This is a genomic window from Bacteroides graminisolvens, assembly GCF_963666085.1.
GTDB lineage: Bacteria > Bacteroidota > Bacteroidia > Bacteroidales > Bacteroidaceae > Bacteroides > Bacteroides graminisolvens.
On record NZ_OY762556.1, the window covers coordinates 3,269,307 to 3,284,177 of the forward strand.

Annotated in this window: 12 protein-coding genes; 8 read left to right on the forward strand and 4 right to left on the reverse strand. The window is 45.5% G+C overall.

Features of this window, described 5'->3' with window-relative positions; all coding sequences use genetic code 11:
- Positions 1–99: 99 nt before the first annotated feature.
- Positions 100–717: a trimeric intracellular cation channel family protein gene (locus ACKPCE_RS13730; RefSeq protein ID WP_319505603.1), complete on the reverse strand. Its 618-nt coding sequence runs from the start codon at positions 715–717 to the stop codon at positions 100–102.
- An 85-nt stretch (positions 718–802) separates the two neighbouring features.
- Here ACKPCE_RS13730 and wecB point away from each other — a divergent pair, with 85 nt between their 5' ends.
- The 4 genes from wecB to ACKPCE_RS13750 all read left to right on the forward strand — a co-directional run bounded on the left by wecB (position 803) and on the right by ACKPCE_RS13750 (position 6,930).
- A complete protein-coding gene (wecB, locus tag ACKPCE_RS13735) occupies positions 803–1,888 on the forward strand; it encodes a non-hydrolyzing UDP-N-acetylglucosamine 2-epimerase (RefSeq protein WP_319505604.1) in 1,086 nt (361 codons plus the stop codon).
- 185 nt (positions 1,889–2,073) lie between these two features.
- A complete protein-coding gene (locus ACKPCE_RS13740; protein ID WP_319505605.1) occupies positions 2,074–4,650 on the forward strand; it encodes a DUF5686 and carboxypeptidase-like regulatory domain-containing protein in 2,577 nt (858 codons plus the stop codon).
- Between the two features lie 9 nt (positions 4,651–4,659).
- The gene (locus ACKPCE_RS13745) at positions 4,660–5,931 is read left to right on the forward strand and encodes a replication-associated recombination protein A (RefSeq protein ID WP_319505606.1); all 1,272 of its coding nucleotides are present in this window, start codon (positions 4,660–4,662) and stop codon (positions 5,929–5,931) included.
- A gap of 42 nt (positions 5,932–5,973) precedes the next feature.
- Complete coding sequence (locus ACKPCE_RS13750; RefSeq protein ID WP_319505607.1) at positions 5,974–6,930, forward strand: D-2-hydroxyacid dehydrogenase; 957 nt, start codon at positions 5,974–5,976, stop codon at positions 6,928–6,930.
- Positions 6,931–7,166: 236 nt separating this feature from the next.
- Here ACKPCE_RS13750 and ACKPCE_RS13755 read toward each other — a convergent pair whose 3' ends face one another.
- The 3 genes from ACKPCE_RS13755 to ACKPCE_RS13765 are packed head-to-tail and all read right to left on the reverse strand — an operon-like array spanning position 7,167 to position 10,104.
- On the reverse strand, positions 7,167–8,315 hold the full coding sequence (locus ACKPCE_RS13755; protein WP_319505608.1) for a cytochrome d ubiquinol oxidase subunit II: 1,149 nt from the start codon (positions 8,313–8,315) through the stop codon (positions 7,167–7,169).
- Positions 8,316–8,321: 6 nt separating this feature from the next.
- Complete coding sequence (locus ACKPCE_RS13760; protein WP_308764289.1) at positions 8,322–9,875, reverse strand: cytochrome ubiquinol oxidase subunit I; 1,554 nt, start codon at positions 9,873–9,875, stop codon at positions 8,322–8,324.
- 13 nt (positions 9,876–9,888) lie between these two features.
- Positions 9,889–10,104 carry a DUF4492 domain-containing protein gene (locus tag ACKPCE_RS13765; RefSeq protein ID WP_024995777.1) on the reverse strand — a complete coding sequence of 72 codons (216 nt, stop codon included), beginning with the start codon at positions 10,102–10,104 and terminating at the stop codon, positions 9,889–9,891.
- A 189-nt stretch (positions 10,105–10,293) separates the two neighbouring features.
- Here ACKPCE_RS13765 and ACKPCE_RS13770 point away from each other — a divergent pair, with 189 nt between their 5' ends.
- The 4 genes from ACKPCE_RS13770 to ACKPCE_RS13785 are packed head-to-tail and all read left to right on the forward strand — an operon-like array spanning position 10,294 to position 14,864.
- The gene (locus ACKPCE_RS13770) at positions 10,294–11,625 is read left to right on the forward strand and encodes a TolC family protein (RefSeq protein WP_319505609.1); all 1,332 of its coding nucleotides are present in this window, start codon (positions 10,294–10,296) and stop codon (positions 11,623–11,625) included.
- A gap of 10 nt (positions 11,626–11,635) precedes the next feature.
- Entirely contained in the window at positions 11,636–12,835 is a 1,200-nt protein-coding gene (locus tag ACKPCE_RS13775; protein ID WP_319505610.1) for an efflux RND transporter periplasmic adaptor subunit, read from the forward strand.
- Positions 12,836–12,888: 53 nt separating this feature from the next.
- On the forward strand, positions 12,889–13,632 hold the full coding sequence (locus tag ACKPCE_RS13780) for an ABC transporter ATP-binding protein (protein ID WP_319505611.1): 744 nt from the start codon (positions 12,889–12,891) through the stop codon (positions 13,630–13,632).
- 11 nt (positions 13,633–13,643) lie between these two features.
- Entirely contained in the window at positions 13,644–14,864 is a 1,221-nt protein-coding gene (locus ACKPCE_RS13785) for an ABC transporter permease (protein ID WP_319505612.1), read from the forward strand.
- The last annotated feature ends 7 nt before the right edge of the window (positions 14,865–14,871 follow it).

Below are 14,871 nucleotides of genomic sequence, written 5' to 3' on the forward strand. Positions count from 1 at the left end.
TTTGGGGTGAAAACTAACAAAAAACAGTTTTCAGGTGCTATTTGTCAGCCCTCGGGTGTAGAAATATCAAAATGGAGCTTCATTTACGTGAACATTTGTTTAGTCAACATCAGTTCCTTTTAAAATCGGGAGACAAATTTTGTATTTAACGGCCAGTATGCGAACCACAAAAACACTTAATCCGCTCAATATTTGTGTTAAAATGAGGTCTAAACCGGCATAATCACAAGCCGAATAAGTCAGTCCGCCAATCACACATGCAATGGCGTAAATCTCCTTTCGGAAAATCAAAGGAATCTCATTAATAAAGACATCACGAATCACACCGCCGGCCGCACCCGTAATGCTACCCATAATAATGGCCACCCAGAAAGGATAGCCCAACGCAAGAGTCTTGCCTACTCCTACTACAGTAAAAAGAGCCAGGCCGATGCTATCGAACAAAAAGAAAGTATTGTGAAGATGAATCAGCAGTTTTCCAAAGAAAATAACCCAAAGCAAAGCCAGAGCCGAACAAATAAGATAAATCGGGTCTGTCATCCAGAAAGGAGTTACATCTAGCAACACATCACGAATAGTACCGCCGCCAATGGCAGTGGCCAATCCTACTACATAAGCCCCAAACCAGTCAAACTGTTTGGCGGAAGCCAGGCGAATGCCGCTTATAGCAAAGGCAAACGTCCCTATAAATTCTATTACTTGAACAAATGTTGGCATATCTAAGCATTTTATATGCAAAGAAACAAATAAATTCCAAAAGAAACCGTACTTTTGTTCATCGAAAAAGTATCATAAAAAAGAAATGAAGATAACAATAGTTGCAGGGGCACGCCCCAATTTCATGAAGATTGCGCCTATCATCAGAGCCATAGGGGCTGCGCAAGCTCAGGGTAAACGAATCTTTTACAGGCTTGTTTATACAGGTTCCAAAAACGATGCCAGCTTAGATGCATCCTTATTTGCCGACCTTAACATGAAAGCTCCTGATGTATATCTGGGCGTAACGGGAAATAACCCCACAGAACTAACCGCAGGCATCATGATTGCGTTTGAACGAGAGCTGGCTCAAAACCCGGCACACGTTGTATTGGTGGTTGACGATTTGACTTCTACCATGAGCTGTGCCATCGTTGCCAAGAAACAAAACATAAAAGTAGCGCACCTGGTGGCAGGAACACGTTCGTTTGACATGAGCATGCCCAAAGAAGTAAACCGGATGATTACGGACGGACTGTCTGATTACCTCTTTACCGCCGGCATGGTAGCTAACCGCAACCTTAACCAGTCGGGCCTGGAAAACGAACACGTATACTATGTAGGAAATATATTGGTAGACAACATCCGTTACAATCGTCACCGGTTATTGCGCCCCATTTGGTTTGACGTGCTAAACCTGAAAGAACAAAACTATTTGTTATTCACGATGAACCGTCACGCCATCCTTACTAATAAGGAGAACCTGAAGCAACTGATGCAAACCCTCGTCAAGGAATCAAACGGCATGCCCATTGTGGCTCCGCTACACACCTATGTAGCCGATGCGATCAAGGAATTGAATATTCAGGCCGACAACCTTCACATACTTCCTCCGCAAAGTTATTTGTTCTTCGGATACCTGATGCACAAAGCCAAAGGCATTATAACCGACTCGGGTAACGTGGCCGAAGAAGCCACTTTCCTTGGCATTCCGTGCATAACGCTTAACACTTACGCCGAACACCCGGAGACTTACAGCATAGGCACCAATGAACTGGTGGGCGAAGATGCCGCACAATTGGCTACCGCCTTGGGCAAGTTAATGAAAGATGAATGGAAAGAAGGCACCCTGCCCGAACGATGGGACGGAAGAACGGCCGAAAGAATCATACAAATATTATCAGAGGCATAAAAGAATATAGACATAAAAATGCATAGTTACCCTGTTCAAAAAGAAATTGAGCAGGGTATTTTCATTTAAGAATGGTCATGTTCCCCCATCTGCCTGTTTAGAATTCACAAAAGTTGCATAAAAACTGTTACAACATGAGGTTTATATCAACAATTTGCTAACTTTGTAACCTTATTATATTAGGTATGAAGAATATATCTCGCAAACTAATAATACTATTCTTACTGACAATAATTGTCCCGAAAGCCTTTGGACAGCTTACAGGCGTAGTTACCGACTCCATTACCAATGAGCCGTTAATGTACATATCTGTTTTTTACGAAGGAAAAGGCGTGGGCGGTATCACAGATGTTAACGGCGTGTATAAAATTGAAACACGCAGAGGTTGGAACAAAGTGACCTTCTCGGCCATCGGATATGTAACCAAAGTAGTAACCATCCCCTCAGGAGCAAAAGAGTTGAACGTCAAGCTGTCTGCGGCCGACATTCAATTGAAAGAAGTGGTGATCAAGCCTCAAAAAGAAAAGTATTCCAGAAAAAACAATCCGGCGGTGGACTTCATGCGCAAGGTGATTGCTAACAAATCTGCTTTACGAATAGAAGAAAATGACTACTTCAAGGTAGACAAATACCAAAAGATGAAGACGTCTTTGAATGACATCACCCCGGAAAAGCTAGAGAAGGGCGTCTACAAGAAGTTTTCGTTCCTAGCCAAACAGGTAGAAGTATCGCCTCGAACCAATAAGATGATTTTGCCTATCTCCATTCAAGAGACCGCTTCGCAAATACTGTATCGCAAAGATCCCAAGACAGAAAAAACAATCATAAAAGGGGTGAATACCAGCGGAATAGATGAACTCTTTTCAACAGGTGATATGTTGTCAACGGTATTGAAAGATGTCTTTTCGGACGTGAACATATACGACAACAACATCCGATTGCTGCAAACACCTTTTGTGAGTCCCATTTCGGAATCGGCCATTTCGTTCTATAAGTTTTACCTGATGGACACGGTTATGGTTGACAAGCACGAGTGTGTGCACTTGACTTTCGTGCCGCAAAACTCACAAGACTTTGGCTTCACAGGGCATTTGTACGTATTGAAAGATTCCACTTACGCCGTGAAACGCTGCCTGATGAACCTACCAAAAAAATCGGGAGTCAACTTTGTGGAGAATCTCGACATTATTCAGAACTACGAACAACTGTCGAACGGACAATGGGTGCTAACCGATGATGACATGATTGTGGACTTGGCCTTATTCAAATCCATGCAAGGCATACAAGTGGAGCGCACAACGAAATATACCAACCATTCGTTTGATCCGATTGAAGCACGTTTATTCAAGTTGAAGGGCAACGTGATTAAGGAGACTGACATGCTAACCAAAACCGATGAGTTCTGGTCGACCTACCGACAAGTGCCGCTCACGAAAACAGAGAGCAGCATGGACTTGTTTGTCAATCAGCTACAACAAATTCCGGGCTTCAAATTCATTATTTTCGGTGCCAAGGCATTGATTGAAAATTATGTGGAGACAGGAACAAAAGACAATCCCAGCAAGTTCGACTTCGGACCTATTAACACCATGGTGTCAAGCAATTACATTGACGGAACACGTTTGCGTCTGAGCGGGCAAACAACCGGGAACTTTGACCCGCATTGGTTTTTAAGCGGCTATGCAGCCTATGGTTTCAAGGATCAGAAATGGAAATACAAAGGCGAATTGCTTTATGCGTTCAACAAACGTAAATACCTTCCGTGGGAATATCCTAAAAACAACCTGAGCTTTTCATATAGTTACGATGTGATGTCACCCATGGATAAGTTCCTGGCAACAGATAAAGATAACGTTTTCGTAGCCTGGAAAACAACAACAGTTGACCAGATGTCGTACGTGCGCGATGCCACGCTGACTTACGATTTGGAGACTGCCGGAGGCTTCTCTATCAAACTGATGGGAAGAAACCGTAACGATGAACCTACAGGTAAACTGGAATATCTTCGTAACGATGCCGCGCTGACCGATGATCAAGCCAGAATTCATGATATTACAACAACGGAACTGAACGCAACGCTGCGTTATGCACCGGGCGAAACTTTTGTGAACACCAAACAACGTCGTTTCCCCGTGTCGCTGGATGCACCAGTATTTACCCTTTCGCACACCATGGGTGTAAAAGGAATTATGGGCGGCGACTATAACTTCCACCTCACCGAAGCCAGTGCATGGAAACGTTTCTGGCTGTCTTCTTGGGGAAAAATCGATATTACTTTCAAAGGAGGTATTCAATGGAGCAAGGTTCCGTTCCCATTGCTTATATTGCCGGAGGCCAACCTCTCGTACATTACGCAGCGCGAAACCTTCAACCTGGTTAACAACATGGAGTTTCTGAACGACCGATATGCATCGGCCTCGTTTACGTATGATATGAACGGAAAGCTTTTCAACCGCATTCCGCTCATCAAAAAATTAAAATGGAGGGAAGTATTCCGCTTCCGCGCGCTCTACGGATCGCTGACCGACAAAAACAATCCGTACGAGAATCCCAATGATAAGGATCTTTTCCGCTTCCCCACACGAGACGGTATGCCTACCAGTTTTGTGATGGATCCTAAAGTTCCTTACCTGGAAGCAAGTATCGGTATTCATAACATCTTCAAGATATTGCACATTGAATATGTACGCCGGTTAACCTATCTGGACAACCCCAACATCAACAAAGAGGGAATCCGGTTCATGATGATGATGACTTTTTAAAATGTACGTATGCAACCACTGGCGGAAAGACTAAGACCTAAAACATTAGATGACTACATAGGACAGAAACACTTGGTAGGACCGGGTGCCATTCTGCGCAAAATGATTGATGCGGGGCGCATCTCTTCGTTCATCTTGTGGGGACCTCCGGGCGTTGGTAAAACAACTCTTGCGCAGATCATAGCCAACAAGCTTGAAACTCCTTTTTACACCTTGAGTGCTGTTACTTCGGGGGTGAAAGATGTGCGCGAAGTAATTGAAAGAGCTAAGAGTAACCGCTTCTTCTCTCAATCCAGTCCCATTCTGTTTATTGACGAAATTCACCGCTTCAGCAAGTCGCAACAAGACTCTTTGCTCGGAGCCGTTGAACACGGCACGGTAACACTCATTGGCGCAACGACCGAGAATCCGTCTTTTGAAGTGATCAGACCACTCCTCTCCCGCTGTCAGCTCTACGTACTAAAGTCGCTCGAAAAGGAAGATTTACTGGAATTGCTCGAAAGAGCCATTCAAACAGATGAAATACTGAAGCAACGCGAAATTATAGTGCAAGAAACCTCCGCTATGTTGCGCTTCTCGGGTGGTGATGCCCGCAAACTGCTCAACATATTGGAACTGGTGGTGGAGTCGGAAACTGAGAACAAAGTGGTGATAACCGATGAAATTGTAACCGAACGCTTGCAACAAAATCCGCTGGCGTACGACAAAGACGGCGAAATGCATTACGACATCATCTCGGCTTTCATCAAATCGATTCGCGGAAGTGACCCCGACGGTGCCATTTATTGGTTGGCGCGTATGGTGGAAGGCGGTGAAGATCCTGCTTTTATTGCCCGCCGACTGGTTATTTCGGCCGCCGAAGACATCGGGTTAGCTAACCCCAATGCTTTACTACTGGCCAATGCCTGCTTCGATACGCTGATGAAAATAGGCTGGCCCGAAGGACGTATTCCGCTGGCGGAAACGACTATTTACCTAGCCACCAGTCCGAAAAGTAATTCGGCCTACATGGCTATTAACAGTGCTATGGAACTGGTACGCGAAACAGGCAATCTGCCCGTGCCTTTGCACTTGCGAAATGCACCCACCAAGCTGATGAAACAGTTGGGTTACGGGCAGGAATACAAATATGCCCACAGTTACGAAGGCAATTTTGTGAACCAGCAGTATCTGCCCGACGAGGTGAAGGAGCGTCGTATCTGGCAACCGCAAAACAATGCGGCCGAGAACAAACACCTGGAGCAGATGAAGCAACTGTGGGGTGAGAAGTACAACAAGTAAACCTGCCCGGCTCTTTGCAACCGGAGCATAAAATAAAATCGTATGAAAATAGTAGTTTTAGATGGTTACGGGCTAAACCCCGGCGATTTGTCGTGGGATGCAGTGAGCCAACTGGGCGAACTGACCGTTTACGACCGCACTTCCTCCGAAGAGGTCATAGAGCGCTCGGCAGGTGCCGAGGCAATTCTGACAAACAAAACCGTCATTACCGCCGAAATCATGGAGGCATTGCCCGATCTTAAATACATCGGTGTGCTGGCCACGGGCTACAATGTGGTCAACGTTGGTGCCGCCCGCGAAAAAGGTATCGTAGTTACCAACATCCCGGCATACAGCACGCCGTCTGTGGCCCAGATGGTTTTTGCGCACATCTTGAACATTGCTCAGCAAGTGCAGCATCATTCCGAAGAAGTACGCAAAGGAGGGTGGACTAACAATGCCGACTTTTGTTTCTGGGACACGCCGCTTATTGAACTTCGCGAGAAGAAAATAGGATTGGTGGGACTGGGTCATACGGGTTATAACACCGCCCGCATCGCCATTGGTTTTGGCATGCAGGTTACGGCTTATACTTCCAAATCATCTTTGCAATTGCCGCCTGAAATCAAGAAGCGCACGCTGGATGAGCTCTTCAGCGAATGCGACATCGTTAGTTTACATTGCCCGCTTACCGACGAGACCAAAGAATTGGTCAACGCTGAGCGTCTTCGTTTGATGAAGCCTACGGCCATACTCATCAACACCGGTCGCGGACCGCTGGTGAACGAGCAGGATTTGGCCGATGCGCTAAATGCCGGTAAGCTCTATGCCGCCGGACTCGATGTGTTATCGAGCGAACCGCCCAAGGCCGATAATCCGTTATTCACAGCACGGAACTGTTACATCACTCCGCACATTGCCTGGGCTAGCCTGGAAGCTCGTACTCGTTTGATGGACATTCTGGTAGAAAACATCAAAGCCTTTCAGGCAGGTAAACCAGTTAACAATGTAGCCCGATAAGCGTCCGGTTACGAAGTTTTCAATGCCTCGCGGACTTTTTCTAAAACCTCTTTATGTTTTTCAAAAAGACCATTATGTTTTTCAAAAACATAAAGAGGTTTTTTCTAGGCCTACGATTTAAAATTGTTGGCCTGCAAATAAAAAAAGTTGGCCTACGATTTTAAATCCTAGGCCAACTTTTTATGGTCTTGTCACGACCGGATGAAAAACCATCTCAATCGTTACGGGAAGTTGCATTAATAAGCATGACCGCTCCCGTTAATCTCTTCCGTATCAATCTTACGGTTATCGATGCTTCGCCACGCATAAAAGATATAAGCCAGCACAAACGGCACCAAAATGGAAACGTAAGCCATGGTTTTCAACGTGAACAAACTGGAACTGCTGTTGGCCAGCGTCAGCGAACTTTGCAAATCAACAGCCGACGGATAGTAAGCCGTGTCATTGTATCCGGCCACGAGCAATAAAGTCAACACCGTAAATACGGTTCCTATTCCTGAAAACCAAATACCTTTGTCGAACTTCTTACTAAAAATGCTTCGTCCGATTCCAAAGAGAACCAGCACCACTCCCACCAGGAAAGTGACCAATATAGTAGGCATCTCCATGAAATTGATAGCGTATTTATAAGGTTGCATAAAAATCTCCTGTGTATCTGGATTTACTGCGTAGCCTTCGGCCAACAAGGTCCTGATGACAAACGACAGGAAAAATACTAAGAACAACAGTGCATTGGGAATTAAAGCCTTGCGGGTACGCAAATTCAACTCTTCATCGTTGATGTTATTCAAAAAGTAAAGCAACCCCTGCACCCGTGCCAGGAAGAACACAGCCAAACCAAGCGCCACATTCCACGGATTAAGAAGCGCATCGAGTCCGTGCCAGCCGTTGGCCCAGCTACTTATAACGGGCATCACGCTGTCGGTTATGTTTTCTTTATTCACTAAGAAGTTGGAACCGGTAAAGAAAGTAGCCACTGCCCCGCCCAATAGAAGCGGACCCAGCACACCATTGATAAGCAGAAACATCCGATAAGTTTTCTGTCCCAACAAATTGCCTGCCTTACTTTGAAACTCATAGCTCACTGCCTGAAGCACAAAGCTAAAGAGAATAATCATCCACAGCCAATAAGCCCCACCGAAACTTGTGCTGTAAAACAACGGGAAGGAGGCGAAGAAACCACCACCAAATGTGACCAGCGTGGTAAAGGTAAACTCCCATTTTCGTCCGGTTGAGTTCACCATCATTTTACGCTGAGCTTCTGTTTTGGGTAAGGAGAGCAACAATGAATTGCCTCCCTGGACAAACAGAAGGAATACCAGTATGGCAGCCAGCAACGATACCACAAACCACCAATAATGCTGAAGTAAAACGTATGTATCCATAGTATGTTATTTATTTAGTTCGGGTCCTTTTTTGATTTCGCGCAGCATAATACCCACTTCGGCAATCAGCATCACGGTAAACAATACAAGGAAAATATAGAATGTTAACTGAACGGAGCCTACGCTAACGCGTGACACGGAAGCCGCTGTAGGCAGCAAATCTTGAATAGCCCACGGTTGTCGACCGCATTCGGCAACTACCCAGCCTGCTTCGGCGGCTATGTAACCCAGCGGAATAGTCAGCAAAGCAATCCAATGCATCCATTTCATTTCGGCAAGCTTGTCTTTGTAAACCAGGAACAACACCACGGCAAAGAACAGAATAAAGTAGAAACCTAGCATAACCATAATGCGAAATGCATAGAAAGTAATCGGAACATTGGGCACCAGGTGGTGCACATCTTTAATGTATCCGTATCCAAAGTAAGCCATGTTCTCTTGCAACGTAACATAAGCTGAGTCGGCCGTTGCAGTGTTTCCTTCTTTCTTTGCCGAACGGTAGGAAGCCAATGCCGCAATGGCCTTCTTCCCCCGCTCTATTTTCTCTGCTGCCGAGAGCGCCACCGTGCCGTCTTTTTGCACGTATCCCCCTTCAATAATGTCTTTCACACCCGGCACAAATGCATTCAACTCGCGCTTTGCAAGCAAAGAAAGCATCTGTGGTATTTCTACACGGAAGATAAAAGGATCTTTCCCGTCGTTATATTTCTCTTTGTCGGGGTTGAGTAAACCCACAGCCACCAGTCCGGCACCTTCTCTTCCTTCGTAATATCCTTCCATAGCGGCCAGTTTCATGGGTTGTGTTTTAGCAACCTGATAACCGGAACCGTCGCCCGTCCAAGCCGAGAGCAAGGTGGATACCAATCCAAACATGGCTCCTATTTTAATGCTTTGCAAAGCAAACTCTTTGTGGCGTTTCTTGAGTAAGAACCAGGCGCTCACGCCCACAACGAAGATGGCTCCCAACACCCATCCTGAAAGAACGGTGTGGAAGAACTTGTTAACGGCTACGGGAGAGGTAGCCACCGCCCAGAAATCGACCATTTCATTGCGCACGGTGTCGGGGTTGAATTCCATCCCTACCGGGTATTGCATCCAGGCATTGGCAACAAGAATCCACCAGGCCGACAAAGTTGCTCCCAGTCCGGTGAGCCACGTTGAAGCCAAGTGAAAGCCTTTGCTTACTTTGTTCCACCCGAAGAACATCACAGCTATAAAGGTGGCTTCCATAAAGAATGCCAGCATGCCTTCAATAGCCAAAGGAGCTCCAAATATATCGCCCACAAACCAAGAGTAATTACTCCAGTTCGTTCCAAACTCAAACTCCAGAATAATTCCAGTGGCAACACCAACGGCAAAGTTAATACCAAACAACTTCATCCAGAACTTGGCCGTGTGTTTCCAGAACTCATTGCCTGTTTTGTAATAAAGAGTTTCCATAATGCCCATAACCACAGCCAGTCCCAACGTTAGCGGAACGAAAATCCAGTGATACATGGCGGTCAAAGCAAATTGAGCTCTCGACCAGTCGACCAGTGAAGTATCAATACTTTCTATCATAATGTACTAAAAATTAAGGATTTGCACGATTAATTAATTCTTTGCCCACAAACTCTTCCTTGCTTTCGCCCTCGGGGCGGCTATTCAGAAAGTTTGGGAAAAAGAAAAGTTTTAAAATAAAGAACATGATAAACAGTTTTATCAGAATGATGAGCCACAGAGTTTTACCCAGTGTCATACTCCGAAAGCCCTCATAGTAGAAGTTCCAAATGCGTTTTATAATATTCATATCCGTATCATTCTATAATTATTGAGCTTTACAAAGCTAACAATAATCTAATTACAAACAAATAAACGAAAAACAATTATCGATGAATAAAACACTTTGGACGATACATTTTGTTCAACGGTCTATCTATTTTGTTACTAAAAAAGTATCAAAGTAACTTTGTTGCCAGTAATATCAATAATAAGAATTATGATAAACGTCAAAAAGATCACAGTATTCATGGTAGGACTTGCCACTGTTTGCAGCGGCTTGTCGGCTCAAACGGTTGAGCGCCCTGCCGAGTGGACACTGAGCAATTGCATTGAATATGCATTGCAGCAAAACATAAGTGTACGGAAGAACAGAATCTCTGCGGAAAGCAGCAGCATTGATGTCAAGACAGCCAAGGCAGCTCTCTTCCCGAGCCTCTCGTTTAGCACCAGTCAGAACTACGTAAACCGTCCGCTCGCCGAAGACAATAGTCAGAAAGAAAACAGCTACAACGGCAATTACGGACTAAATGCGTCGTGGACAGTTTACAACGGCGGTAGGAATCTCAAGACGATTGAGCAGCAGAAGCTGAACAGCCGTATAGCGGAACTTACGGTTTCTGAAAGTGAAAACGACATTCAAACCTCTATCACTCAAATTTATGTGCAGGTTCTCTATGCAGCCGAATCGGTGAAAATCAACGAAAGTACGTTGAAGGTGTCCGAAGCACAAAGAGATCGTGCCAAAGAGTTGCTTGCAGCCGGTTCCATTGCGCAAAGTGATTATGCTCAGCTGGAATCGCAGTGCAGTACAGACAAATACCAACTGGTTACGGCACAAGCTGCTTTGCAGAACTATAAATTACAATTAAAACAATTGCTGGAATTGGATGGCGAAGAAGAGATGCAGATAGCTATGCCGGCTTTGGCCGACGCCGATGTGTTGAATCCGCTGCCCACTAAAATGGATGTTTACAGAACGGCATTGGCTTTACGCCCGGAGATCGAGGCAAGTAAGTTGAGCGCTGATGCTTCAAAACTTAGCATTGCTATTGCTAAATCAGGCTACATGCCGACTCTTAGTCTGAGTGCAGGTATCGGAACAAGTCACACCAGCGGAAGCGACTTTACCTTCAGTCAACAGGTAAAGAACGGTTGGAATAACTCCCTGGGGCTAACTATTTCGGTTCCTATCTTTAATAACCGTGAAACCAAGAGCGCCGTTCAGAAAGCCAAGCTGCAATACCAGAGCAGTCAGCTTGATCAGCTCGATCAGGAAAAGACGCTTTTCAAAACAATAGAGAGTCTTTGGCTGGATGCCAACAGTGCGCAGCAAAGTTTCGCTGCTGCCAGTGAAAAACTCCGCAGCACGGAGGTCAGCTACAACCTGATCAGTGAACAATTTAACTTGGGAATGAAGAATACCGTTGAGCTGCTCAGTGAGAAAAGTAATCTTTTGTCGGCCAAACAAGAGGTGTTACAAGCCAAATACATGGCGATACTCAACAGTCAGCTCCTGCGTTTCTATCAGGGAGAAAATATAAAATTATAAATAAAGAACGATGATGAATAAAAAGAAAATCACCCTTGCCGTTGCTGCCATACTTGTTGTCGGTGCAGCTGTGTGGATGTTCTGGGGCCCGGCGCCCAAAAACAAGGTTACTTATGAAACAGCTAAGGTAACCAAAGGCAACATCAGTAATTCGGTAACAGCTACCGGTACCATCGAACCTGTTACTGAAGTGGAAGTAGGTACTCAGGTTTCGGGTATCATCAATAAGATTTATGTTGATTATAACAGTGTGGTCAAAAAAGGACAGGTTCTTGCCGAACTGGATAAGATAAACCTGCAAAATACATTGGCCACGGCTAAAAGTAATTTGCAGAACGCTAAGACGGAGTATGATTATCAACTGAAGAACTATACTCGTATAAAGACATTGCACGAAAAGAAGCTTGTTTCCGATACGGATTATGAAACGGCTTGGTATAGCTACGAGAAGGCGCGGAACTCTTATAACATTAGTCGCAACGATTTGGCAAAGGCTGAAACGAATCTGGGTTACGCCACCATTTATTCTCCTATCGATGGCGTGGTGCTGAGCCGGGCTGTGGAGGAAGGACAAACAGTAGCTGCTTCTTTTAGCACGCCTACTCTGTTTACCATCGCCAACGACCTCACAGACATGCGGGTAATTGCCGATGTGGATGAGGCCGATATAGGTGATGTGCAGGAAGGTCAGCGTGTAACCTTTACGGTAGATGCATTTCCTAATGATACTTTTGAGGGTAAGGTCACTCAGGTACGTCAAGAGGCCACCACCACCAGCAACGTGGTTACATACGAAGTGGTTGTTTCTGCTCCCAATCCTGATTTGAAGTTGAAACCGGGACTGACTGCCAACATCACCATTTATACGCTCGAAAAGAATAATGTGCTAAGTGTTCCTGCCAAGGCTTTACGCTTTACGCCTGAAAAGGGAATTATCGGTGCGGAGGACAAAGTGGTTGATGCTCAGGGTGAAAATAAGTTATGGACACGCCAAGGCAATACGTTCAAGGCACATGCGGTTACAGTGGGCATCAGCAATGGTGTGATGACTGAAATTACCGGCGGAATCAGCGAAGGTGATGTGATTATAACAGGTGCAACCAGCGGAAAGATGCCGGGTGATGGTGCATCGGCATCTCAGGGCGACAGTGGTGCGCAGAAGGAATCGTCTCCTTTCATGCCCAGCCGACCGGGAAGTAAGAAGAAGTAAGGTCACGGGGTTCTTCCTGAACTCTGACGACTACAAACAAAAGCGTTTATGTGATGAAGAAAATTATAGAATTAACGGATATCAAGCGTAACTTTCAGGTAGGTGAAGAAACGGTGCATGCACTAAGAGGCATCTCGTTTACCATCAACGAAGGGGAGTTTGTTACAATCATGGGAAGCTCAGGATCGGGCAAGTCGACCTTGCTCAACACATTGGGTTGCCTGGATACGCCCAGTAGCGGCGAGTATTTGCTCGATGGAATTCCGGTACGTACCATGAGCAAAAATGAAAGGGCCATACTGCGAAACCGAAAGATCGGGTTTGTTTTTCAAAGCTACAACCTGCTGGCTAAAACTACTGCGATTGAAAACGTGGAGCTGCCGCTTATGTACAACGCAGCCGTCAACGCCACCGAGCGAAAGAACCGGGCCGTTGAAGCATTGAAGGCGGTGGGTTTGGGTGATCGTTTGATGCACAAAAGCAATCAGATGAGTGGCGGACAAATGCAGCGTGTGGCCATTGCCCGGGCATTGGTTAACAATCCGGCTGTGATCTTGGCCGATGAGGCAACGGGTAACCTCGACAGTCGCACTTCTTTTGAGATTTTGGTTCTTTTTCAACAGCTTCACAAGGAAGGGAGAACCATCATTTTTGTAACGCATAACCCGGAAATTGCTCAATACAGCAGTCGCAACATTGTGTTGCGCGACGGGCAAGTGAAGGAAGATAAAGTGAACCCTTCCATCCAGTCGGCTGCATCGGTGCTGGCATCGTTGCCGCTTCCGGAAGAATTATAACTGACCAAATTATGAATGGAACTAATTTATTTAAAATAGCATTACGGGCTTTGGCCAACAACAAGCTCCGGGCTTTTCTTACCATGTTGGGTATCATCATCGGAGTTGCTTCGGTGATTACCATGCTCGCTATCGGACAAGGTTCGAAGAGGAGTATTCAAAGTCAGATAGCCGAGATGGGATCAAACATGATTATGATTAATCCCGGTGCCGATATGCGTGGCGGGGTTCGTCAGGATCCGAGCGCCATGCAGACGCTGAAGTTGGCCGACTTCCATGCCTTGCAGGACAAGACCAAATACTTGTCGGCCGTGAGTCCCAACGTGAGCAGTTCGGGGCAGTTTATTTATGGAGCCAACAACTATCCGGGTAGTGTAAGTGGGGTTAACACCGACTATCTCAGCATCCGTCAGTTGAGCGTGGAAAACGGTGACATGTTTACGGATGCCGATATACAAAGCAGTTCAAAAGTTTGTGTTATCGGTAAAACCATTGCCGATAATCTTTTCCCCGATGGAGGTGATCCGGTGGGACGTATCATTCGTTTCAACAAAATTCCTTTTCGCATTGTGGGGGTGCTCAAAGCCAAAGGTTACAACTCCATGGGACAAGATCAGGATGCCGTTGTATTGGCTCCGTACACAACCGTAATGAAACGTTTGTTGGCGGTTACTTATCTGCAAGGTATCTTTACCTCAGCTCTTTCGGAAGATATGACCGATCAGGCTACAGAAGAAATTACCGCACTTTTACGCAGTAACCACAAACTGAAAGATGGTGATGATGATGACTTCAACATTCGTTCGCAACAAGAGTTAAGCACCATGCTCAATTCTACAACCGACTTGATGACAACGTTGCTCGCCTGTATTGCCGGAATCAGTTTAATTGTAGGTGGTATCGGAATCATGAACATCATGTATGTAAGTGTAACTGAGCGAACCCGTGAAATTGGTTTGCGTATGTCGGTAGGTGCTCGCGGCATTGATATATTGAGCCAATTTCTCATTGAAGCGATTTTAATCAGTATTACCGGAGGTATTATTGGAGTTATAATAGGTGTAGGTGCTTCCTTGGGAGTAAAGGTGTTGGCTCATTGGCCCATTTACATTCAACCGTGGAGTGTCATGCTTAGCTTTGCAGTTTGTACCGTAACGGGGGTATTCTTTGGTTGGTATCCTGCCAAGAAAGCAGCCGATTTGGATCCGATTGAGGCTATCAGATACGAATAACAAAAAT

What these genes read in the sequence shown, in the direction of transcription:
- ACKPCE_RS13730 (WP_319505603.1), bottom strand. Translation starts at nt 717, where the DNA reads ATGCCAACATTTGTTCAAGTAATAGAATTTATAGGGACGTTTGCCTTT.
- wecB (WP_319505604.1), top strand. Translation starts at nt 803, where the DNA reads ATGAAGATAACAATAGTTGCAGGGGCACGCCCCAATTTCATGAAGATT.
- ACKPCE_RS13740 (WP_319505605.1), top strand. Translation starts at nt 2,074, where the DNA reads ATGAAGAATATATCTCGCAAACTAATAATACTATTCTTACTGACAATA.
- ACKPCE_RS13745 (WP_319505606.1), top strand. Translation starts at nt 4,660, where the DNA reads ATGCAACCACTGGCGGAAAGACTAAGACCTAAAACATTAGATGACTAC.
- ACKPCE_RS13750 (WP_319505607.1), top strand. Translation starts at nt 5,974, where the DNA reads ATGAAAATAGTAGTTTTAGATGGTTACGGGCTAAACCCCGGCGATTTG.
- ACKPCE_RS13755 (WP_319505608.1), bottom strand. Translation starts at nt 8,315, where the DNA reads ATGGATACATACGTTTTACTTCAGCATTATTGGTGGTTTGTGGTATCG.
- ACKPCE_RS13760 (WP_308764289.1), bottom strand. Translation starts at nt 9,875, where the DNA reads ATGATAGAAAGTATTGATACTTCACTGGTCGACTGGTCGAGAGCTCAA.
- ACKPCE_RS13765 (WP_024995777.1), bottom strand. Translation starts at nt 10,104, where the DNA reads ATGAATATTATAAAACGCATTTGGAACTTCTACTATGAGGGCTTTCGG.
- ACKPCE_RS13770 (WP_319505609.1), top strand. Translation starts at nt 10,294, where the DNA reads ATGATAAACGTCAAAAAGATCACAGTATTCATGGTAGGACTTGCCACT.
- ACKPCE_RS13775 (WP_319505610.1), top strand. Translation starts at nt 11,636, where the DNA reads ATGATGAATAAAAAGAAAATCACCCTTGCCGTTGCTGCCATACTTGTT.
- ACKPCE_RS13780 (WP_319505611.1), top strand. Translation starts at nt 12,889, where the DNA reads ATGAAGAAAATTATAGAATTAACGGATATCAAGCGTAACTTTCAGGTA.
- ACKPCE_RS13785 (WP_319505612.1), top strand. Translation starts at nt 13,644, where the DNA reads ATGAATGGAACTAATTTATTTAAAATAGCATTACGGGCTTTGGCCAAC.